General features: G+C 67.1%; 20 protein-coding genes. 16 read left to right on the top strand and 4 right to left on the bottom strand.

The window, feature by feature from the left end; genetic code table 11:
* Positions 1 to 9: 9 nt before the first annotated feature.
* The gene (rng, locus tag U6115_RS00530) at positions 10 to 1,506 is read right to left on the bottom strand and encodes a ribonuclease G (protein ID WP_043572803.1); all 1,497 of its coding nucleotides are present in this window, start codon (positions 1,504 to 1,506) and stop codon (positions 10 to 12) included.
* A 16-nt stretch (positions 1,507 to 1,522) separates the two neighbouring features.
* A complete protein-coding gene (locus U6115_RS00535; RefSeq protein WP_043572804.1) occupies positions 1,523 to 2,119 on the bottom strand; it encodes a Maf family protein in 597 nt (198 codons plus the stop codon).
* A 282-nt stretch (positions 2,120 to 2,401) separates the two neighbouring features.
* On the opposite strand from U6115_RS00535, the gene U6115_RS00540 reads away from it, so the two are divergent.
* The 10 genes from U6115_RS00540 (at position 2,402) to U6115_RS00585 (ending at position 12,612) form a co-directional block, all read left to right on the top strand.
* Complete coding sequence (locus U6115_RS00540) at positions 2,402 to 3,556, top strand: Bcr/CflA family efflux MFS transporter (RefSeq protein WP_052257932.1); 1,155 nt, start codon at positions 2,402 to 2,404, stop codon at positions 3,554 to 3,556.
* A gap of 78 nt (positions 3,557 to 3,634) precedes the next feature.
* Positions 3,635 to 4,423 carry a 16S rRNA (adenine(1518)-N(6)/adenine(1519)-N(6))-dimethyltransferase RsmA gene (rsmA, locus tag U6115_RS00545; protein WP_043572805.1) on the top strand — a complete coding sequence of 263 codons (789 nt, stop codon included), beginning with the start codon at positions 3,635 to 3,637 and terminating at the stop codon, positions 4,421 to 4,423.
* Positions 4,424 to 4,537: 114 nt separating this feature from the next.
* The gene (locus tag U6115_RS00550) at positions 4,538 to 5,446 is read left to right on the top strand and encodes a glutamate/aspartate ABC transporter substrate-binding protein (RefSeq protein ID WP_043572806.1); all 909 of its coding nucleotides are present in this window, start codon (positions 4,538 to 4,540) and stop codon (positions 5,444 to 5,446) included.
* 156 nt (positions 5,447 to 5,602) lie between these two features.
* Positions 5,603 to 6,343, top strand: coding sequence for an amino acid ABC transporter permease (locus tag U6115_RS00555; RefSeq protein ID WP_043572807.1), 741 nt, complete (start codon positions 5,603 to 5,605; stop codon positions 6,341 to 6,343).
* Positions 6,340 to 7,008, top strand: a complete 669-nt coding sequence (locus U6115_RS00560; protein ID WP_197466040.1) for an amino acid ABC transporter permease — start codon at positions 6,340 to 6,342, stop codon at positions 7,006 to 7,008. The genes U6115_RS00555 and U6115_RS00560 overlap by 4 nt, the downstream gene beginning before the upstream one ends.
* Before the next feature lie 5 nt (positions 7,009 to 7,013).
* On the top strand, positions 7,014 to 7,748 hold the full coding sequence (locus tag U6115_RS00565; protein WP_043573093.1) for an amino acid ABC transporter ATP-binding protein: 735 nt from the start codon (positions 7,014 to 7,016) through the stop codon (positions 7,746 to 7,748).
* 169 nt (positions 7,749 to 7,917) lie between these two features.
* The gene (locus tag U6115_RS00570; RefSeq protein WP_181243344.1) at positions 7,918 to 8,697 is read left to right on the top strand and encodes a substrate-binding periplasmic protein; all 780 of its coding nucleotides are present in this window, start codon (positions 7,918 to 7,920) and stop codon (positions 8,695 to 8,697) included.
* Between the two features lie 86 nt (positions 8,698 to 8,783).
* The gene (gene argH, locus U6115_RS00575; protein ID WP_043572809.1) at positions 8,784 to 10,163 is read left to right on the top strand and encodes an argininosuccinate lyase; all 1,380 of its coding nucleotides are present in this window, start codon (positions 8,784 to 8,786) and stop codon (positions 10,161 to 10,163) included.
* 137 nt (positions 10,164 to 10,300) lie between these two features.
* Positions 10,301 to 11,854 (top strand): EAL domain-containing protein, encoded by a 1,554-nt coding sequence (locus U6115_RS00580; RefSeq protein WP_043572810.1) that lies wholly within the window; start codon positions 10,301 to 10,303, stop codon positions 11,852 to 11,854.
* A gap of 62 nt (positions 11,855 to 11,916) precedes the next feature.
* Positions 11,917 to 12,612, top strand: coding sequence for an aspartate/glutamate racemase family protein (locus U6115_RS00585; protein WP_052257933.1), 696 nt, complete (start codon positions 11,917 to 11,919; stop codon positions 12,610 to 12,612).
* 1 nt (position 12,613) lies between these two features.
* On the opposite strand, the gene U6115_RS00590 is transcribed toward U6115_RS00585, so the two are convergent.
* Positions 12,614 to 13,525: an AraC family transcriptional regulator gene (locus U6115_RS00590; protein WP_043572811.1), complete on the bottom strand. Its 912-nt coding sequence runs from the start codon at positions 13,523 to 13,525 to the stop codon at positions 12,614 to 12,616.
* A 113-nt stretch (positions 13,526 to 13,638) separates the two neighbouring features.
* Between U6115_RS00590 and U6115_RS00595 the strand changes: the two genes are divergently transcribed.
* Positions 13,639 to 14,649, top strand: a complete 1,011-nt coding sequence (locus U6115_RS00595; RefSeq protein WP_043572812.1) for a zinc-dependent alcohol dehydrogenase family protein — start codon at positions 13,639 to 13,641, stop codon at positions 14,647 to 14,649.
* Positions 14,650 to 14,737: 88 nt separating this feature from the next.
* On the top strand, positions 14,738 to 15,505 hold the full coding sequence (locus U6115_RS00600; RefSeq protein WP_043572813.1) for a DeoR/GlpR family DNA-binding transcription regulator: 768 nt from the start codon (positions 14,738 to 14,740) through the stop codon (positions 15,503 to 15,505).
* 78 nt (positions 15,506 to 15,583) lie between these two features.
* Here U6115_RS00600 and U6115_RS00605 read toward each other — a convergent pair whose 3' ends face one another.
* The gene (locus U6115_RS00605) at positions 15,584 to 16,330 is read right to left on the bottom strand and encodes a BPSS1780 family membrane protein (protein ID WP_047243031.1); all 747 of its coding nucleotides are present in this window, start codon (positions 16,328 to 16,330) and stop codon (positions 15,584 to 15,586) included.
* A gap of 244 nt (positions 16,331 to 16,574) precedes the next feature.
* On the opposite strand from U6115_RS00605, the gene tkt reads away from it, so the two are divergent.
* The 4 genes from tkt to U6115_RS00625 all read left to right on the top strand — a co-directional run bounded on the left by tkt (position 16,575) and on the right by U6115_RS00625 (position 22,133).
* On the top strand, positions 16,575 to 18,563 hold the full coding sequence (gene tkt / locus U6115_RS00610) for a transketolase (RefSeq protein ID WP_043572816.1): 1,989 nt from the start codon (positions 16,575 to 16,577) through the stop codon (positions 18,561 to 18,563).
* Between the two features lie 96 nt (positions 18,564 to 18,659).
* Positions 18,660 to 19,670: a type I glyceraldehyde-3-phosphate dehydrogenase gene (gap, locus tag U6115_RS00615; protein WP_043572817.1), complete on the top strand. Its 1,011-nt coding sequence runs from the start codon at positions 18,660 to 18,662 to the stop codon at positions 19,668 to 19,670.
* Between the two features lie 193 nt (positions 19,671 to 19,863).
* A complete protein-coding gene (locus U6115_RS00620) occupies positions 19,864 to 20,949 on the top strand; it encodes a zinc ribbon domain-containing protein (RefSeq protein ID WP_043572818.1) in 1,086 nt (361 codons plus the stop codon).
* Between the two features lie 8 nt (positions 20,950 to 20,957).
* Positions 20,958 to 22,133 (top strand): phosphoglycerate kinase, encoded by a 1,176-nt coding sequence (locus U6115_RS00625; protein WP_043572819.1) that lies wholly within the window; start codon positions 20,958 to 20,960, stop codon positions 22,131 to 22,133.
* Positions 22,134 to 22,172: the final 39 nt, after the last annotated feature.

A 22,172-nucleotide genomic window follows, 5' to 3' on the forward strand; every position in this document is an offset into this window, starting at 1 on the left:
GGCGCTAGCTCACAACAACACCACGTCGAACTGCTCCTGGGTGTAGCTGGACTCCACCGACAGCGACACCGGCTTGCCGATGAAGTCCACCAGCATCGCCAAGCTTTGCGATTCCTCGTCCAGGAACATGTCGATCACCGACTGCGCCGCCAGGATGCGGTAGCCCTTGGCGTCGTACTGCCGCGCCTCGCGCACGATCTCGCGCTGCACCTCGTAGCACACCGTCTGCGCGGTCTTGATCTCGCCGCGGCCCTGGCAGGTCGGGCAAGGCTCGCACAGCACGTGGGCCAGGCTCTCGCGGGTGCGCTTGCGGGTGATTTCCACCAGCCCCAGGCTGGTGAAGCCGTTCAGCGTCACCCGGGTGCGGTCGCGCGCCATCGCCTTGGCCAGCTCGGCCAATACCGCCGCCTGGTGCTCGTCGTTGTCCATGTCGATGAAGTCGACGATGACGATGCCGCCCAGATTGCGCAGCCGCAGCTGGCGGGCGATCACCTGGGTGGCTTCGAGATTGGTCTTGAAGATGGTTTCGTCGAAGTTGCGGTTGCCGACGAAGCCGCCGGTGTTGACGTCTATCGTCGTCATCGCCTCGGTCTGGTCGACGATCAGATAGCCGCCGAACTTCAGGTTGACGCGGCGCGCCAGCGCCTTGTCGATTTCGGCCTCGATGCCGTGCATCTCGAACAGCGGCCGCTCGCCGGCGTAGCGTTCGATCTTGTCGACGGCGATCTGCACGTACTGCTCGGCGAACTCCACCATGCGGCCGTAGTTCTCGTTGGAGTCCACCAGCACCTTGTCGGTGTAGCCGCTGACCATGTCGCGCAGCACCCGCACCGCCAGCGGCAGATCGTCGTACAGCAGGCTTTGCGCCGGCAGCGTCTGCGACTTCAGGCGGATGTCGGTCCACAGCTTGGACAGATATTCCACGTCGGCCGCCAACTCGTCGTCGCGGGCGGTCTCGGCGCTGGTGCGGATGATGTAGCCCCGGGGGCTGCCGTCCGGCAGCAGCTTTTCCAGCCGCGCCTTCAGGCTGTGGCGCTCGGCGTCGCTTTCTATCTTCTGCGACACGCCGATGTGCTCTTCCTGCGGCAGGTGCACCAGGAAGCGGCCGGCCAGCGAAATCTGCGTCGATAGCCGCGCGCCCTTGGTGCCGATCGGGTCCTTGATCACCTGCACCAGCACGGTCTGGCCTTCGAACAGCATCTTCTCGATGCGCTGCGGCTCGGTCGGGTGCTGGCGCTGTTCCAGCACGTCGGCGATATGCAGGAAGGCGGCGCGCTCCAGGCCGATCTCGATGAAGGCGCTTTGCATGCCGGGCAGCACGCGCTTCACCTGGCCCAGGTAGATGTTGCCGACGATGCCGCGGCTGGCGGCGCGTTCGACATGCAGCTCCTGGACGATGCCTTCTTCCAGCACCGCGACGCGGGTTTCCTGCGGCGTGATGTTGACCAGGATCTGTTCTTGCGGCCGCGGCAGGTCGCGCGGCAAGGCTATCGATTGATGCAGCATGCGGTCCCCCTCCGGCTTATGGCAGCTCGAAGCCGAATTCGGCCAAGAGCAGCGCGGTTTCATGGACCGGCAGGCCCATCACGCCGGTGTAGCTGCCTTCGATATGCTCGACGAACACCCCGGCCTTGCCCTGGATGCCGTAGGCGCCGGCCTTGTCGAACGGCTCGCCGCTGGCGAGGTAGCGTTCGATCTCGGCGTCGGACAGCGGCTTGAAGAACACATCGGTGACCGAAGTCTTGACGAGCAGCCTGGCGCCGCGCATCACGGCGACGCTGGTGATGGCCTGGTGGCTGCGGCCGGAGAAGGCGCGCAGCATGCGGCGGGCGTCGTCGGCGTCTGCCGGCTTGCCGAAGATCTCGCCGTCCTGCGTCACCGTGGTGTCGGCGGCCAACAGCGGGCGTTCGGGCAGGCCGCAGGAAGAAACCACTTTCCAGCCGGCTTCGGCTTTTTCTCGCGCCAACCGCTCGGTGTAGGCGACGGCGTCCTCGCCCGGCAGCACCGATTCGTCGATGTCGGCGTGAATGCGTTCCAGATGCAGGCCCAGCTGTTCCAGTATCTCGCGGCGGCGCGGGCTGCCGGAGGCCAGGTATATTCGGGTGTCATTGGTGCTCATGTCTGGCTGCTCGTTTGTTCTTTGGCTGTCGCCTAGGTTACCAGAGCGGCCATCCGGCAACCATCACTAGTGCGGCGCGGCCGTCGCCGCCGATGGAAAAGCGCTGCGGAAACAGCCGCTTGCGGCGCGTAATAAATAGTGAACGATTGTAAGCGCCCGACAAGCCTCGCCCAGCGACTAAATGACAAAGGAAACAATGTATTAACCAAATATTCAAATGGCAAATTAGGGTTTGGCGATGGCATTTGTTATGATGAGCGCCTTTTCCGCCGCAGGCCCGCCATGTCGCCCACCAGTCTCGCCGTCCGCCAGGCCAACCCGGCCACCGCCGCCGCCATCCTGCTGATCCTGTTCAATCCGCTGGGCATAGACTTGTACCTGCCGGCGCTGCCGGCGATGCGGCAGTTCTTCCAGGCCGACGCGGCGGCCAGCATCAGCGTGTTCGTGTTCAGCCTGGGGCTGGGGCAATTGCTGTTCGGCCCGCTGGCCGACCGCGTCGGCCGCCGCCCGGTGGCGCTGGGCGGCCTGCTGGTCTACGCCGCCAGCGCGCTGCTGGCCAGCCGCTGCGATTCGCTGCCACTGTTCCTGTCCCTGCGGCTGCTGCAGGGACTGGGCGCCAGCGCCAGCACGGTCAGCGCCTTCACCATCATCCGCGACTGCTTCTCCGGCAACGCCGCCGGCCAGCGCTACAGCCTGCTCAACGGCGCGCTCAACATCGTGCCGGCGCTGGCGCCGGCCTGCGGCGGCTGGCTGAGCGTCGCCTATGGCTGGCAAGCCTGCTTCGTGTTCCTGGCGGCGGCGGCGCTGTTGGCCTTCGCCGCGCTGTACTGGCTGATGCCGGAAACCCGGCCGGAGCGGACCGACAAACCGGCCGGCCCCGGCTTCGCCGCGGTGCTGCGCCATCCGGCGATGCTGCGCAACGGCGCCTGCGGCAGCACCGCGCTGGGCCTGATCATCAGCTACGTCACGCTGGCGCCCGGCGTGCTGATCGGCCGCGAGGGGCTGTCCAGCCAAACCTTCGGCCTGTTGTTCGGCGCCAACGCGCTGCTGATCATGGCGGCCAGCTTCATCGGCCTGGCGCTGATCGGCCGCTTCGGCCAGCGCGCGGTGCTGCAGAGCGGCCTGGTGGTGATGCTGGCGGCCGGCGCGCTGCTGCTGATTCTGGCCGGCCACGCCGGCGCCTGGCACTACATGCTGCCGGTGGCGGTGCTGAGCGTGGGCTTCGCCTGCACGCTGGGGCCGGCCGCCGGCATGGCGATGGCGCCGTTCGGCGAAGCCGCCGGCCGCGCCGCCGCCATCCTGGGCTGCGTGCAGATGCTGTTCGCCGCGGTGCTGTCGGCCGCGCTGGCCGCGCTGCCGGTGGCGGGCGAGACGGCGCTGGGCGGCGCGGTGGTCGCGCTGTCGCTGCTATGCCTGTTCCTGCAGCGCAAGGCCTGACGCCAACTGCCTGAATCGCATGGGACATTTGCGGGTGCAAGGTTTACAATCCCCGCTGTTCCAAGATTTGGCAGATTCATGAGCAAGCACATTCCACGCAAGCGTTTCGGGCAGAACTTCCTGCAGGACGCCGGCGTCATCGCCAGCATCGTCCATGCGGTCAACCCGCAGCCGGACGACATCGTCGTCGAAATCGGCCCCGGCCTCGGTGCCATCACCAAGCCGCTGCTGTCCAGCCTCAAGCATCTGCACGTGGTGGAGATAGACCGCGACATCATCGAGCGGCTGCGCGCCGAGCACCCGGCCGACAAGCTGACCATCCACGCCGGCGACGCGCTGGCTTTCGATTTCGGCTCGGTCAGCGCGGCGCCGCTGAAGATCGTCGGCAACCTGCCGTACAACATCTCCACGCCGCTGCTGTTCCACCTGGCCACTTACGGCAACCGGGTGCTGGACATGCACTTCATGCTGCAGAAGGAAGTGATCGAGCGGATGGTGGCCGAGCCCTCCACCGCCGATTACGGCCGGCTGTCGGTGATGCTGCAATACCGCTTCTACATGGAAAACATCCTGTTCGTGCCGCCGGAAGCGTTCTGGCCGCCGCCGAAGGTGGACTCCGCCGTGGTGCGGATGATCCCGGCGCCGGGCCGCTGCGGCACGGCGTGCGACGAGGCGCTGCTGGAAAAGCTGGTGATCCAGGCCTTCGCCCAGCGCCGCAAGACGCTGCGCAACAACCTCAAGGGCCTGGCCGACGTCGCCGACCTGGAAGCGCTGGCCATCGATCCGGGCCTCAGGCCGGAGAACCTGGCGGTGGAAGACTACGTCCGCCTGGCCAACCATCTGTCCGACAAGGGCGTCAAGGCCTGACGCCGACCAAAAATAACAGCATACTGTCGGACAATCACTACAAAGAAGATCAAGGCGCCGCTGTCTACGGCGGCGCCGCTTTTCCCGCAAAGAGAGTCATAAGGAGAAACACTCATGCGCATTCGCACCTCCGTCATCGCCGGATGTACCATCGCCGCCCTGGCATCGCTGGCGGCGCAAACCGCCTCCGCCGCCGAACTGACCGGCACCCTGAAGAAGATCAAGGACTCCGGCGTGATCGTGCTGGGCAACCGCGATTCCTCCATCCCGTTCTCCTACTACGACAACAACCAGAAGCCGATCGGCTATTCGGTGGACCTGGCCAACAAGGTAGTGGACGAGGTGAAGAAAGAGCTGAAAATGCCGAACCTGCAGGTGCGCTACAACCTGGTCACCTCGCAGACCCGCATCCCGCTGGTGCAGAACGGCACAGTGGACCTGGAGTGCGGCTCCACCACCAATAACACCGAGCGCGGCCGCCAGGTGGCGTTCTCGGTCGGCATCTTCGAGATCGGCACCCGCCTATTGACCGCCAAGACTTCCGGCATCAAGGACTTCCCCGATCTGAAGGGCAAGAACGTGGTCACCACCGCCGGCACCACGTCGGAGCGCCTGATCAAGGCGATGAACGCCAGCAAGAACATGGGCATGAACGTGATTTCGGCCAAGGACCACGGCGAATCGTTCCTGATGCTGGAGTCCGGCCGCGCCGTCGCCTTCATGATGGACGACGCGCTGCTGTACGGCGAAATGGCCAAGGCCAAGAATCCGGCCAACTGGACGGTGACCGGCAAATCGCAATCGTATGAGATCTACGGCTGCATGCTGCGCAAGGACGACCCGGCCTTCAAGAAGGTGGTGGACACCGCGCTGGCCAACACCTTCAAGTCCGGCGAAGTCAACAAGATCTACGCCAAGTGGTTCACCAGCCCGGTGCCGCCCAAGGGCCTGAACCTCAACTTCCCGATGTCCGACGAGCTGAAGGCGCTGCTGGCCAAGCCGACGGACAAGCCCGCCGAATAAGCCGCAATCCGGCCGCCCGGCGGCCGGTTCGGCTTGAAATAGCGACTGCAGCCGCCCGTTCGCCGCGGGCGGCGGTTTCACCCTGCCCGGCGCCAGCCGGCGGGGGGCATGGATAGCCGCGCCCCGCATCCTGCGGCGCGGCTGGGGAGTGGCATCATGAATTACCACTGGGATTGGGGCGTGTTCTTCAAGCCGACCGGCGTCGGCAGCGAGATCTACCTCAACTGGTTCGTCAGCGGCCTGGGCTGGACGCTGGCGGTGGGGCTGACCGGCTGGGTCATCGCCCTGTTGGTGGGCGTGGCCGCGGGCGTGGCCCGCACCCTGCCCAATCGCTGGGTGGCGGGCCTCGCCACCGCCTATGTCGACCTGTTCCGCAACGTGCCCTTGCTGGTGCAGCTGTTCGTCTGGTACTTCCTGGTGCCGGACCTGCTGCCGCAAGGCGCGCAAACCTGGTTCAAGCAGGACCTGTCGCCGACCACCTCGCAGTTCCTGTCGGTGGTGGTGTGCCTGGGCCTGTTCACCGCCGCGCGGGTGGCGGAGCAGGTGCGCACCGGCATCGAGGCGCTGCCCATCGGCCAACGCAACGCGGCGATGGCGATGGGCTTCGGCCTGGGCCAGACTTACCGCCACGTGCTGCTGCCGCAGGCGATGCGCATCATCATCCCGCCATTGACCAGCGAATTCTTGAACATCATCAAGAACTCGTCGGTGGCGTCGCTGATCGGCCTGGCCGAGCTGTTGGCGCAGACCAAGCAGACCGCCGAATTCTCGGCCAATCTGTTCGAGGCCTTCACGCTGGCCACGGTGATCTATTTCGTCATCAATATGGCGCTGATGCTGTCGATGAACGCGCTGGAGAAGAAACTGCGCGTGCCCGGCACGATGGGAGGCAAATGATGGATTTCAGCCAGATCCTCCCGGCGCTGCCGGGCCTGTCGCAGGGCATGGCGGTGACTTTGAAGCTGCTGGTGGGCGGCGTGGCCGGCGGCGTGCTGCTCGGCATCCTGCTGGCGCTCGCGCGCCTGTCCGGCAACAAGCTGCTGGCCGGCTTCGCCACCGCCTATGTCTACTATTTCCGCTCCATTCCGCTGCTGCTGGTGATCTCGTGGTTCTACCTGGCGGTGCCGCTGTTGATCAACTGGCTGACCGGCAGCCTGGAGCCGGTGGGCGCGTTCACCTCCTGCCTCACCGCCTTCGTGATGTTCGAGGCGGCGTTCTTCGCCGAGATCGTCCGCGCCGGCATCCAGTCCATCCCCAAGGGCCAGGCCGCCGCCGCCTACGCGCTGGGCATGCGCTACCACCAGGTGATGGCGCTGGTGGTGCTGCCGCAGGCGCTGCGCAAGATGATGCCGCTGCTGCTGCAGCAGTCCATCATCCTGTTCCAGGACACGTCTCTGGTATACGCTGTCGGCCTGATGGACTTTCTCAACACCGCCCGCTCCAAGGGCGACATCGTCGGCCTGCCGCACGAATTCCTGATATTCGCCGGCCTGGTCTACTTCGTGATCAGCTTCGGCGCTTCCCGGCTGGTGAAGCGCCTGCAACAAGGATTGGCTGTATGAGCGCAATGATTTCACTGAACCAGGTCAGCAAATGGTACGGCAGCTTCCAGGTGCTGACCGACTGCACCACCCAGGTATCCAAGGGCGAAGTGGTGGTGGTGTGCGGCCCGTCCGGCTCCGGCAAATCCACCCTGATCAAGTGCGTCAACGCGCTGGAGCCGTTCCAGCAGGGCGAGATCGTCGTCGACGGCATTTCGGTCGGCGATCCGAAAACCGACCTGCCCAAGCTGCGCAGCCGCGTCGGCATGGTGTTCCAGCACTTCGAGCTGTTTCCGCACCTGTCCATCACCGAAAACCTGGCCATCGCCCAGGTCAAGGTGCTGGGCCGCGGCCGCGAGGAGGCGATGTCCAAGGGCCTGAAGCTGCTGGACCGCGTCGGCCTGAAGGCGCACGCCGACAAGCACCCCGGCCAGCTGTCCGGCGGCCAGCAGCAGCGGGTGGCCATCGCCCGCGCGCTGGCGATGGACCCGATCGCGATGCTGTTCGACGAGCCGACCAGCGCGCTGGACCCGGAGATGATCAACGAAGTGCTGGACGTGATGACCGAGCTGGCCCAGGAAGGCATGACCATGATGTGCGTGACCCACGAGATGGGCTTCGCCCGACGCGTGGCCGACCGCGTGATCTTCATGGACCAGGGCCGCATCGTCGAGGACTGCAAAAAGGACGAATTCTTCGGCGACCTGGACGCGCGCAGCGAGCGCGCGCGCCAGTTCCTGTCCAAGATCCTGCAGCACTGAGCGGCCCCGCTCCCGCCCGGACACAGCCCGCGCCACGGCGCGGGCTGTTTCGCGTCCGCCTGCCGGCCGCGTCGTTTTTGCAACAGCGCCGAAGCCAAGCCGCGACAAACATGTTGCCCTGTCCGATTAGCAGTTAGGATTGCTGAAAACATTTCCAAGCAAAGCCGCCGTGAAGACACTGCTTGCCCTGTTGCTGTCCTGCCTGGGACTGCTGGCCCAGCCGGCGCTCGCCTCCGACAACGGACCGCGCCCGCTGGTGCTGGCCTACAACGCCTTCGCGCCGTGGAAAAACTACGACGGCCAGGGCCAGCCCTCCGGCCCTTACACCGAAATCGTCCGCGAGCTGGCGCGCCGCCTGCGGCTGCCGCTGCGCTTCCTCAACTGCCCGCTGCCGCGCTGCCTGGCCGCCATGCAGCAGGGCCGGGCCGACCTGATGATAGGCGTGCAGCACAGCCCGCAGCGCGCCCGCTACCTGGACTACCTGGAGCCGCCCTTCGCCAGCGGCAACCGGCTGGCGCTGTACCAGCGCGGCAACGATCCGCGCGTGATCCGCCGCTACCAGGACCTGCTGCCGCTGACGGTGGGCGTGGTGGAGGGCGTGCAATACCAGGAAGCTTTCGACCAGGACGGGCGCCTGCGCCGCGACACCGCGCTGACGATGGAATCCAGCTTCCGCAAGCTGGCCGCCGGCCGCATCGACGTGCTGATCGGCAACGAGCAGCAGACCGGCCTGCTGGCGGCCAGCCACGAATTCGCCGGCCGGGTGCGGCGCGCCGGCCTGACGCTGGACGACCTGCGCCCGCACCGGCTGGCGCTGGCGCAAAACTCGCCGTTCCACGCCGAAAAGGCCCGCGTCTCGCAGGCGCTGCAGGCGATGCTGGACGACGGCAGCATCGCCCGCATCCTGGCCGGGCTGCCGCTGCGCCCGGCCCCCGCCGTGCCGCGCTGAGGGCGCCGGCGCAAGCCAGGCTGGCCCTGAGCGGTTGCGGCTGGCATAGTAGGGTCTTTGCACTATCACCTGTGGGACGCAACGCCATGCAAGACCAACACGCCTGGTCCGGCCGCTTTTCCGAGCCGGTATCCGAACTCGTCAAGCACTACACCGCCTCCATCGGTTTCGACTACCGACTGGCCGAAGTGGATATCGAAGGCTCGCTGGCCCACGCCGCGATGCTGAACCGATCCGGCGTGCTGTCCGACGCCGACCTGGCGGCGATCCGCCAGGGCATGGCCGAAATCCGCGACCAGATCCGCGCCGGCGAGCTGGCATGGAGCGTGGACCTGGAAGACGTGCACATGAATATCGAGCGCCGGCTGACCGACCGCATCGGCGACGCCGGCAAGCGCCTGCACACCGGCCGCAGCCGCAACGACCAGGTGGCCACCGACATCCGGCTGTGGCTGCGCGGCGAGATCGACGCCACCGTCCACCTGCTGGCCGAGCTGCAAAAGAGCCTGCTCGACCTGGCGGAACAGCACGCCGCCACCGTGATGCCCGGCTTCACCCACCTGCAGGTGGCGCAGCCGGTCACCTTCGGCCACCACCTGCTGGCCTATGTGGAAATGCTGGCGCGCGACGCCGAGCGGATGCAGGACTGCCGCAAGCGCGTCAACCGCCTGCCGCTGGGCGCGGCGGCGCTGGCCGGCACCACCTTCCCGATCGACCGCCGCCACACCGCCCAGCTGCTGGGCTTCGACGACGTCTGCCACAATTCGCTGGACGCGGTGTCCGACCGCGACTTCGCCATCGAATTCGCCGCGGCGGCGTCCTTGGTGATGATCCACCTGTCGCGCTTGTCGGAAGAGCTGATCCTGTGGATGAGCCCGCGCGTCGGCTTCATCGACATCGCCGACCGCTTCTGCACCGGCTCGTCCATCATGCCGCAGAAGAAAAACCCGGACGTGCCGGAGCTGGTGCGCGGCAAGTCCGGCCGCGTGGTCGGCCACCTGATCGCGCTGGTCACCCTGATGAAGGCGCAGCCCTTGGCCTACAACAAGGACAACCAGGAAGACAAGGAGCCGCTGTTCGACACCGTCGACACGCTGCAGGCCACGCTGCGCATCTACGCCGACATGATGCGCGGCATCACGGTGAAGCCGGAGGCGATGCGCGCGGCGGTGCTGCAGGGCTACGCCACCGCCACCGACCTGGCCGACTACCTGGTGAAGAAGGGCCTGCCGTTCCGCGACAGCCACGAAGTGGTGGCGCTGGCGGTGCGCCACGCCGAGCGGCAGGGCGTGGATCTGGCCGAGCTGCCGCTCTCGGCGCTGCAAGGCTTCAGTGCGCTGATCGCCGATGATGTCTATACCGTATTGACGCCGGAGGGCAGCCTCGCCCAGCGCGACCATGTCGGCGGCACCGCGCCGGCGCAGGTGGCGGCGCAGATCGCCCGCCACCGCGGCAGGCTGGGCTGAGACAGCCCGTCCCGGCCCAGGCCTAGTGACCAGGCCCTCCGAAACGGAGGGCCTTTTGCATTTTTGTTTAAAATAAGGCGAAAATTATAAACATCCAATACTAGGCGCATAATGGCGCCGCCCGCCCTGGAGACCCGATGAACCCCCTGCACCCGCGCCGCCAACACCGGCTGTCACACCAGTTGCTGGCCCTGCTGGTCTGCCTGATTCCCTTGCTGACCGCCGCGCCGGCGCTGGTATGGCAAGAACAGCAGGACCTGCGCCAGACGGCGCAGCAGCAAACCCGGCACGGCGTGGCCATGGTGGACGACATCCTGGACGAGGCCGCCCGCGCCACCCGCGCGATCCTGCCGCTGGCCGGCGGCGCATGCGCCGACGCCGAATACGCGCTGCGGCGGCAAACCGCCGCCTCCCCCTTCGTGCGCAGCCTGTCGTTGGCGCGCGGCGACCTGATGTACTGCACCTCGGTGTCCGGCCAGGTCGCCATCGCGATGCCGCAGCGCGACTTCACCGACAAGCGGCTGAACCTGACCCACGGCAACAAGATCACGCCTGGCGTGCCGCTGCTGTACTACCGGCTGCAAGGCGCGGGCGGCGACGCGATGGCCACGGTGGACGGCCGCTACCTGCAACTGGCGCTGCAAGACGCCAGCGACAGCAATCCGGTGTTCATGCAGATAGGCGACGAATGGATAGGGCCGCGCCTCGCCGGCGACGGCCAGGCGCCGCTGGCCTGGAGATTCCGCGCCACCGCGCATTCGTCGGTTTACCCCTACTCGGTGGTGACAGGCTACGACATGCCGCCCTGGCACAGCTTGCTGTGGGACGACCACGCCGCGCTGACCGTGACGCTGGCCTTGCTGGGCCTGCTCGCCGGCGCCACGCTGTACTGGCTGTTGGGCCGGCCGGCCTCGCCCACCGACGAGCTCAAGCGCGCGCTGGCCAATGATGAATTCGAAGGCTTTCTGCAGCCGGTGGTGAAGCCCGGCGCGCCGGGCTGGCAGGGCGCGGAAGTGCTGATGCGCTGGCGCCATCCGCGCGAGGGGCTGATCCGGCCCGACCTGTTCATTCCCCGCGCCGAGGAAAGCGGCATGATCGTGCCGATGACGCGGCGGATGATGAAGCAGGTGGCGCGCCGGCTGCGGCAACAGCCGTTGCCGGCCGGTTTCCATCTGGGCTTCAATATCAGCCGCGCCCACCTGCATGACCCCCACTTCTACGCCGATTGCCAAGAGCTGCAGCAATTGCTGGCCGGCAGCCAGGCGGCGCTGACGCTGGAGCTGACCGAGCGCGAAATCGTCGAAATCACGCCTGAAGTGGCGGAACTGTTCCAGAAGCTGCACGATCTGGGCGTCAAGATCGCGCTGGACGACTTCGGCACCGGCCATTCCAGCCTGGTGTATCTGCAGCAACTGGCGGTGGACGGGCTGAAGATAGACCAGGGCTTCGTCGCCGGCATCGGCAGCGACGGCCTGTCCGCCCACATCGTCGACAGCGTGGCCGAGCTGGCGGCCAAGTTGGGCCTGGAAACGGTGGCCGAAGGCGTGGAAACCCAGGCGCAATTCGACTACCTGAGCCAGCTGGGCGTGGGCTGGCTGCAAGGCTATCACATCGCCAGGCCGATGCCGCTGGAGGAGTTCATCCAGCGCCTGCGCGCCGGCGACACCTGGCAACAAGGTACGAGCAATTGACTTTTTTATGACGAAAGTCTAGCTTGCCGACTCTTGACCACACGCCACCCACCGAGCAGAACATGCACGCAAAAACCATAGGCATCGCCGGCGTCACCGTGCCCGGCGCCGTAGACTGCCTGTCCAAGATGCACCGGCTGTGCGCCGGCCGCTTCGCCGCCCACCATCACCCGCGCTTCGCGCTGGACCAGCCGGATTTCGGCGTGGTGCACCAGGCGCAGGACGACGACCGCTGGGATAAGGTCGCCGACTCCATCGTCGGCTCGCTCGAACGCCTGGCCGGCGCCGGCGCCGCACTGGCGGTGATTCCCGCCAACACCGTGCACCTGGTGGTGGAAGACATCCGCGCGCGCTCGCCGATTCCGCTGATCAGCATGCTGGACGTGGTGGCCGACGCCTGCGCCGCCCGCGGCCTGAAGCGGGTGGCCATCCTCGGCACCCGCTGGACCATGGCCCGGCATCTGTACCAGGCGCCGCTGGCCGCGCGCGGCATCGAGGAAGTGATTCCCGACGAGGCGCAGCAGGCGGTGATCCAGCGCGCCATTTTCGAAGAGCTGGTGCCCAGCGGCCGCGCCAGCGAGGCCACGCTGGCCGCGCTGCTGCAGGTGGTGGCGGCGATGAAGGCGCAGGGCTGCGACGGCGTGGCGCTGGCCTGCACCGAGCTGCCGCTGGCGCTGAACGACGCCAATTGCGGCGTGCCGGCGATAGACACCACGCTGGCGCTGGCCGAGGCCGCGATCGCCCGGGCCTGCGCCTGAGTCAGCCCGTCCGGCTGGCGCGGCGGTATTCGCCCGGCGGCACGCCGCAAACGCGCTTGAACGCGCGCTGGAAGGCGCCGTCGCTGTCGTAGCCGACCCGCTGCGCCACCTCGGCCAGCGGCAGCCGGCTTTGCCGCAGCAGGGTTTGCGCGCGGTAGACGCGCCAGCCGGTCAGGTAATTGAGCGGCGTGTCGCCGACCAGTTGGCGGAAATGGCGGGCGAAGGCCGAGCGCGACAGGCCGGCCAGCCCGGCCAGCTGCGCCACGGTCCACGGCGCGGCGATATCGCGGTGCAGCGCCTGCAGCGCCGGCGCCAGGTGGCGGTCGCCCAGCGCCGCCAGCCAGCCGCCGCCCTGGCCGCCCAGGCAGAAGATCCGCAGCGCCTGGATCAGCAACACATCCACCAGCTTTTGCACCGCCAGCCGCGCGCCCAGCGCCTGGCCGGCGTTCTCGCGCGCGATCAGCTGCAGCGTCGCCTGCAGCAGGCGGGCGTGCTCGTCGTCCAGATGCAGATGCAGCACCGGCGGCAACAGGTCCATCAGCGGCGCGCCGCCGGCGGCGTCGAACAGGAAGCGGCCGGAGACGATGGCGGTTTCCTCGCCGCCGCCGCCGAAACGGATCACCCCTTCGGTGCGGCCGGCGAAGATCGTCTCGCACGGCACCGCCGGCCGTCCCGGCTGGTCCATCAGCGTGAAAGGGCTGCCGCCGCTGACGATGAAGCAGTCGCCGGCGGCCAGCGCCAGCGGCTCGGCCAGGCCGGCGCCGGACAGCCAGCAGCGGCCATGGCTGACGATGCCGAAACGGGCCGACGCGTGCGGGCTGAACGCGATCCCCCACGGCGCGCCCGCCTCCAGCTGCGCGTACAGCGCGCTCTCCACCTGCATCGCGGTGAAAATGTCTTCCAGCAAGTCCATGCGCTTTTCCTGAAGTCTGGACGAATGGTGAATAGAACGGCGTTTCAAAGCATTCATCATATCAAGCCGGCGCGGCAAGATGGCGGCATTCCCACCGCATCAGGACTTTCCCCATGCAAAGCTACCGTTTCTCCCGCTTCGGCCATCTCGACCACCTGCAACGCCGCGACGACGCCATGCCGCGCCCCGGCCGCGGCGAAGTCCTGCTGCGGGTGCGCGCCAGCGCGCTCAACTACCGCGATCTGGCCCTGCTCAACGGCCGCTATCCGATGAGCCATCAAGACGGCCTGATCCCGCTGTCCGACGCCGCCGGCGAAGTCGTCGAGCTGGGCGAGGACTGCCGCCGCTTCGCGGTCGGCGACCGGGTTTGCAACACCTTTTTCCCGGAATGGTTCGGCGGCCCGTTTCCGCCGCCGCAGGCCGCGCGCCAGTACGGCAGCAACCTGGACGGCTGGCTGTGCCAATACAAGGCGGTGAGCGAGGAGGCGCTGGTGCGCGCGCCGGATCACCTGGACTGGGCCGAGGCGGCGACGCTACCCTGCGCCGCGCTCACCGCCTGGACCGCGCTGACCGGGCCGCAGCCGGTCAAGGCCGGCGACACGGTGCTGACCCAGGGCAGCGGCGGCGTGTCGCTGTTCGCGATCCAGCTGGCCAAGCTGCTGGGCGCCCGCGTGATCGCCACCACTTCCAGCGCCGACAAGGCGCAGCGGCTGCGGGAGCTTGGCGCCGACGAGGTGATAGATTACCGCGCCAGCCCGGACTGGGGCGCGGCGGCGCGCGAGTTGAGCGGCGGCCGCGGCGTGGACCGGGTGGTGGAAGTCGGCGGCCAAGGCACGCTGGAGCAGTCGCTGCAGGCGACGGCCATCGGCGGCGAGATCGCGGTGATAGGCTTTCTGGACGAAGGCGCGGCCCCGCTCGACTTCATGCGCTTCTTCCTGAGCGGCGCCACCTTGCGCCGCATCGCCGTCGGCCACCGCGAAGGATTCGAAGCGATGTTGCGCGCGATAGAGCAGCACCGGCTGCGTCCGGCGCTGGACCGCGTGTTCGCCTTCGACGACGCCCGCGCGGCCTGGGAGCATTTCGCCAGCCGCCGCAATCTGGGCAAGGTGGTGATAGCACACTGAGCCGGCGCGGCGGAATTTGCAGCCGGCATTTGCTATCCGGGGGGCAAATATGTTACTAAAGTAACGTGATTTTCGATTCCGAATAGTTATGAGCCGCTCTCCACGTCACGACAAGATCCTGCAACTGGTCCGCGAAAACGGCTTCATGCCGATCGAAGAGCTGGCCCGTCTGCTCGACGTCACGCCGCAAACCATCCGCCGCGACATCAACCAGCTGTGCGAGGCCAACCTGCTGCGCCGCTACCACGGCGGCGCCGCGCTGGGCAACAGCGTGGAGAATGAGGACTACTTTGCGCGCAAGGGAAAATTCCAGAGCGAAAAGGCCCATATCGCCGACATGATCGCACGCAGCATCCCCGACCACGCCTCGCTGTTCATGAGCATAGGCACCACCATCGAAGCGGTGGCGCAGGCGCTGACGGCGACGCACAAGGGGCTGCGCGTGATCACCAACAACATCCACGTCGCCTCGATCATGTCCACCAACCCGGACTTCACCGCGATGATCACCTCCGGCACCGTGCGCGCGTCGGACGGCGGCATCACCGGCGTGGCGACGCTGGACTTCATCAACCAGTTCAAGGTCGACTACGCGATCATCGGCGTGTCCGGCATCGAGTCCGACGGCTCGCTGCTGGACTTCGACTACCGCGAAGTGCGGGTGGCGCAGGCGATGATGAACAACGCCCGCCACCGCTACCTGGCCGCCGACCACAGCAAGTTCGGCCGCAACGCGCTGGTGCGCATGGGCCATATCAGCGAATTCCACACCGTGTTCACCGACGCGATGCCGCCGGAGCCGGTGAGCAAGCTGCTGGAGGAGCACAGCGTGCGGCTGGTGCTGTCCGAAGCCTGATCGCGCGGCTGTCCCGATAAAAAACGCCGTCCGCTCCTCGTCGAACGGACGGCGTTTCGCTTGGCGCAAAGCGCCGCGCTATCGCGCCGCGTCCTCTTGGCCGAAAATGTCCTTCCAGCTGGTATAGGCGGTGACGTAGACCACCGGGAACCACAGCAGCAGGCCCAGGCCCAGCGGCACCAAAGCCAGCAGGCCCAGCAAGGACAAGGCCAGGCCGGCCACCAGCAATGCCGCCCAGTTGCTCAGGCCGGCCGAGAAACTGCTGCGGATGGCCTGCCACGGCGCGACGCCGCCCAGCGCCACCAGCGCCGGCGCGAACCAGTAGCACAGGCTGACGATGAACATCACCACCGTCATCAGGCCGACCAGCGCCAGCACCACCCCGAACAGCGCATCGCTGTGCGCCTGCAGCTGCAGATGGCCGCCCAGCAGCCCGCTGGTCACGCCGCTGGCCGCGCCCACCGCCACCAAGGCCAACATCGCCGCCAGCATCAGCGCGAAGAACAGCGCGCCCACCTGCAGCAACGGGCCGGGCATCAGGCGGAAGCCGGCGAATAGATCGGCCAGCTCCAGTTCCTCGCCGCGTTCCGACTTGCGCGCGGCCATCACGAAGCCGCCGGCGAACACCGGGCCGATGATGGCGCCGACGAGGCCGCCGATCATCGGCACCGCGTTGATGGCGAAATGGATCAGCAGGTAGACCAGGGTCAGCAGCACCCAGGTCAGCGGTTGTTCCCGCACGATGTGGAACGCCTCCACGCACCAGCGCCAGCCGCGGCCGGCGCCCACCTTGCGGGGAAGTGGCGGGATGTCGAATGACTGCATACTCGGTCTCCATGGCGGCGCGCTCGGCGCCGTGTTTTGGGGAAAATACAGCTAGACCATGCCATCCGGCCATGGTTCTGCTTGATTCTACTCAATTTGCGCGCGCGGCGGCCGGTTGCCTGAAAGTGCCGAAATCGGCGATAATCCGGCGGTTTTGCGGCGGTGGACCCCAGTCTCCAGCAGCATGGTGGCGCAGGGACGAGCCGTCGTACCGGTTTCCCAATAGTCTTGAGGTTTTACCGAAATGGTTACCCGCACCGAGCTTGCCAACGCCATCCGCTTCCTCTCCATGGACGCCGTGGAAAAAGCCAAATCCGGCCACCCCGGCGCCCCGATGGGCATGGCGGACATCGCCGAAGTCCTGTGGCGCGATCACCTGAAGCACAACCCGGCCAACCCGTCCTGGGCCGACCGCGACCGCTTCGTACTCTCCAACGGCCACGGCTCGATGCTGATCTACAGCCTGCTGCACCTGACCGGCTACGATCTCTCCATCGACGACCTCAAGAATTTCCGCCAGCTGCACAGCAAGACCCCGGGCCACCCGGAATACGGCTACGCGCCGGGCGTGGAAACCACCACCGGCCCGCTGGGCCAGGGCATCACCAACGCCGTCGGCTTCGCGCTGGCGGAAAAAATGCTGGCCGCCCAGTTCAACCGTGACGGCCATCAAATCGTCGACCACCACACCTACGCCTTCCTCGGCGACGGCTGCCTGATGGAAGGCATCAGCCACGAGGCGTGCTCGCTGGCCGGCACCTGGGGCCTGAACAAGCTGATCGCCTTCTGGGACGACAACGGCATCTCCATCGACGGCCATGTCGAAGGCTGGTTCAGCGACGACACCCCGGCCCGCTTCGAAGCCTACGGCTGGCAAGTGATCCGCAACGTCAACGGCCATGATCCGGTGGAAGTGGCCACCGCCATCGCCACCGCCAAGAAGAGCGCCGGCAAGCCGACGCTGATCTGCTGCAAGACCACCATCGGCTTCGGCGCGCCCACCAAGCAGGGCAGCCACGACTGCCATGGCGCGCCGCTGGGCGCCGCCGAAATCGCCGCCGCGCGCGAAGGCCTGAAGTGGCCGCACGCGCCGTTCGAGATTCCGGCCGAGATCTACGCCGAATGGAACGCCCGCGACCAGGGCGCGGCCGCCGAAGCCCAATGGAACCAGCGCTTCGACGCCTACCGCGCCGCCCACCCGCAGCTGGCCGCCGAGTTCGAGCGCCGGATGGCGGGCGAGCTGCCGGCCGGCTGGCACGAGACGCTGAACGCCGCGCTGGCCAAGATCAGCGACGCCGCCCAGACCGTGGCCACCCGCAAGGCCAGCCAGATCGCGCTGGAAGCGCTGTCGCCGTCCCTGCCGGAATTCGTCGGCGGCTCCGCCGACCTGACCGGCTCCAACCTGACCAATTGGTCCGGCAGCAAGTGGATAGACGGCGAAGGCAACGGCAATTACATCAGCTACGGCGTGCGCGAGTTCGGCATGGCCGCCATCATCAACGGCATGACGCTGCACGGCGGCCTGCGCCCGTACGGCGGCACCTTCCTGATGTTCAGCGAATACGCCCGCAACGCGCTGCGCATGGCGTCGCTGATGAAGATCAATCCGATCTTCGTGTTCACCCACGATTCGATCGGCCTGGGCGAAGACGGTCCCACCCACCAGCCGGTGGAGCAAGTGGCCACCCTGCGCTACATCCCCAACCACCACACCTGGCGTCCGTGCGACACCAGCGAAACCGCGGTGGCCTGGGCGCATGCGATCGAACAGAAAACCACGCCCAGCAGCCTGATCCTCAGCCGCCAGAACCTGCCCTTCGTCGCCCGCGACGAGCGCCAGCTGGCCGACATCCGCAAGGGCGGCTACGTGCTGCGCGACGCCGCAGGCGCCCGCGCCGTGCTGATCGCCACCGGCTCCGAAGTGGAGCTGGCGCTGAAGGCGCAGGAAGCGCTGGCGGCCGAAGGCATCGCGGTGCGCGTGGTGTCGATGCCTTGCACCAACGTGTTCGACGCCCAGGACAAGGCCTGGCAGCACAGCGTGCTGCCGGCGGGCCTGCCGCGCGTGGCCATCGAAGCCGGCCACCCGGACTTCTGGCACAAATACGTCGGCCTGGACGGCGCGGTGGTCGGCATGGCCACCTTCGGCGAATCCGCGCCGGCCGGCCAGCTGTTCAAGGAATTCGGCTTCACCGTGGAAAACGTGGTCGCCAAGACCCGCTCCGTGATACGCTAAGCCAGCAATCAGGCCATCGCGGCGACGCGATGGCCTTTTTTTCGCCACACCATGTAGTCGCCGCACTACAAAAGTTTTACCGGGAGACCCTGTAGCATGACCATCCGCCTCGCCATCAACGGTTACGGTCGCATTGGCCGCCAGGTTTTGCGCGCCATCTATGAAAACAAGTTGCACGACGATTTCACGGTAGTGGCGGTCAACGCCTCCGGCGACCTTGGCATCAACGCGCACCTGACCCAGTTCGACACCGTGCATGGCCGCTTTCCCGGCAGCGTGGAGCAGGATGAGCGCCACCTGATCCTCAACGGCAACAAGATTCCGTTCTTCAGCACCCGCAACCCGGCCGAGCTGCCGTGGAAGGAACTGGACGTGGACCTGGTGCTGGAGTGCACCGGCGCCTTCACCAGCAAGGAAAAGTGCCAGGCCCACATCGACGCCGGCGCCAAGAAGGTGCTGATCTCGGCCCCGGGCGGCGACGATGTCGACGCCACCATCGTCTACGGCGTCAACCACGACACGCTGAAGCCGGAAATGACCGTGGTGTCCAACGCCAGCTGCACCACCAACTGCCTGGCGCCGGTGGCCAAGGCGCTGAACGACGCGATCGGCATCAAGAAGGGCCTGATGACCACCATCCACGCCTTCACCAACGACCAGGTGCTGACCGACGTCAAGCACAAGGACCTGCGCCGCGCCCGCTCCGCCACCGACAACATGATCCCGACCAAGACCGGTGCCGCCAAGGCCGTCGGCCTGGTGCTGCCGGAACTGAAAGGCCGGCTGGACGGCTTCTCGGTGCGGGTGCCCACCATCAACGTATCGCTGGTGGACCTCACCTTCACCGCCAGCCGCGACACCAGCAAGGACGAGGTCAACGACATCCTCAAGGCCGCGGCCGAAGGCGGCATGCAGGGCATCCTGGGCTACAACACGCTGCCGCTGGTTTCCGGCGACTTCAACCACACCGACGAAGCCTCCACCTTCGACTCCACGCTGACCAAGGTCACCGGCGGCAATATGGTGAAGGTGCTGGCCTGGTACGACAACGAGTGGGGTTTCAGCTGCCAGATGCTGCGCACCGCGCGCGCGATGTTCCGCTGCTGAGTCCGGAATCAGGCGCGCATGGCGACGGGGCGAGCGGCTGTTATGCCATTCGCCCTGTTGTTTTGTTACATAAAGCGCGCATGAAATTTGATTGGTGTTAAAGTTGCGCCGTCGTTTCGGCATACACTTGCCAACAGGGCCCGCCATCCCGCGCCAGGCGGCCGGCCCCCCGGACACTGAGATGGAGAACGCGATGCAGCAAGGGCAGGCCTTGTCCCGGCCGGAAAAAATGGTTCGCCTGGCCTCGTGGCTGGTGGCGCTGGTATTCGCCGCGCTGCTGGCCGGCCTCGGCGAACTGGTGATCCGCGACCTGTTCTACCTGCCGGCAGGCGGGCCGCCGCAACAGGAAGCTTTCCGACAGCGCATCGGGCTGGACCCGCTGAAACGGCAGCAGGAACAGCTGCAGCGGCAAACCGAAGCGCAGCGCGCCGAACAAGAGAAGCTCGCCGCCACCCGCGGCCAGCTGGAGCGCAGCTACCAGACCCAGCGCCAGGGGCTGGACAACTGGCTGGCCAGCCGCGCCGCCACCGCCGATGCCGGCCAGAGCGGCGAGGTGGTGCGACGCGCGCGCGCGCTGGACGCGCTGCAGGCGCAGATCCTGCAATGGCAGCAGAAAGAAGACCAGGCCAGCTCCGGCCTGCTGGCGCTGGCGCAACGGCAACAGACGCTGCAAGCCCAGGTCGACCGGCTGGAGCAACAAGCAGGCGAGCAATACCAGCAGGCCAGCGACCGCTTCGAGCTGAAAGTGTTCGCGCTGCGGCTGGCGGTGATCCTGCCGCTGCTGCTCTTGGGCGTGTGGCTGTTCCTGCGCTACCGCGGCCACCGCTACTGGTTCTTCGTCTACGGCTTCGGCCTGTTCGCCCTGTTCGCCTTCTTCGTCGAGCTGCTGCCCTATCTGCCCAGCTTCGGCGGCTATGTGCGCTTCCTGGTCGGCATCGCGCTCACCGTGTTCGCCGGCATGCGCATGATCCAGGCCTTCCAGCGCTACGCCGAGAAAAAACGCGCGGAGCTGCAGCAAAGCCAGGGCCAGCGCGCCGGCCGCATCGCCTACGCCAAGGCGCTGCTGTCCTATCAGAAGCGCAGCTGCCCGTCGTGCGACCATCAATACAATATCGCCGGCGACGACGCCGACTACTGCATCCATTGCGGCCTGCAGCTGTTCCGCGTCTGCGCCTGCGGCGCGCGCAATTTCGCCTTTTTCCCGTTCTGCAAGAAATGCGGCGGCGCCGTGGCCCGGCCCGCCGCCTTGCCCGATCATCCCGCATCCAAACCCGAGTGAGTGAAACGATGAAATTCAACAAACTCTCCGAACAGAACCTTGCCGGCAAGCGCGTGCTGATCCGCGTCGACATGAACGTGCCGCTGAAAAACGGCGTGATCGGCGACGACACCCGCATCCGCGCCAGCCTGCCGTCGATCGAGCTGTGCCTGCAAGCCGGCGCCGGCGTGATGCTGATGACCCACCTGGGCCGTCCGACCGAAGGCGAGCCGAAGCCGGAAGACAGCCTGGCGCCGGTAGTGGAGCGCCTGTCCAGCCTGCTGGGCAAGCCGGTGCGGCTGGTAGCCGACTGGCAGGCCGGCGTGCCGCTCGCCGCCGGCGAGGTGGTGATGCTGGAAAACATCCGCCTGAACAAAGGCGAAAAGAAGAACAGCGCCGAGCTGGGCCGCGCCTACGCCGCGCTGTGCGACGTGTTCGTCAACGACGCCTTCGGCACCGCCCACCGCGCCGAGGCCTCCACCCACGCGGTGGCGCAGTTCGCCCCGCTCGCCTGCGCCGGCGTGCTGCTGTCGGCCGAGCTGGACGCGCTGTCCAAGGCGCTGCTGGCGCCGGCCCGCCCGCTGGTGGCCATCGTCGCCGGCTCCAAGGTGTCGACCAAGCTGACCATCCTGGAGGCGCTGGCCGACAAGGTGGACCAGCTGATCGTCGGCGGCGGCATCGCCAACACCTTCCTGCTGGCCGAAGGCAAGGCCATCGGCAAATCGCTGGCCGAGGCCGACCTGGTCGAAGACGCCAAGCGCGTCATCGCCAAGATCCGCGCCCGCGGCGGCGACGTGCCGCTGCCCACCGACGTGGTCTGCGCGACGGAATTCGCCGAAACCGCCGCCGCGGCCACCAAGAACGTGGCCGAGGTGAGCGCCGACGACATGATTCTGGACATCGGGCCGGATTCCGCCAAAGAGCTGGCCGGCATCATCGCCCAGGCCGGCACCGTCGTGTGGAACGGCCCGGTCGGCGTGTTCGAGTTCGACCAGTTCGGCAACGGCACCAAGACGCTGGCCCAGGCCATCGCCCAATCCAAGGCGTTCTCTATCGCCGGCGGCGGCGACACGCTGGCGGCCATCGCCAAGTACGGCATCACCGGCGACATCGGCTACATCTCCACCGGCGGCGGCGCCTTCCTGGAATTCCTGGAAGGCAAGCAGCTGCCGGCGGTGGCCATCCTGGCCGAGCGCGCGCAGTAAGGAAAACTACCCATGCCGCGGCCGGCCTGCGCGCCGGCC

The sequence above is a fragment of the Chromobacterium subtsugae genome, assembly GCF_035919665.1.
GTDB classification, from domain to species: domain Bacteria; phylum Pseudomonadota; class Gammaproteobacteria; order Burkholderiales; family Chromobacteriaceae; genus Chromobacterium; species Chromobacterium subtsugae.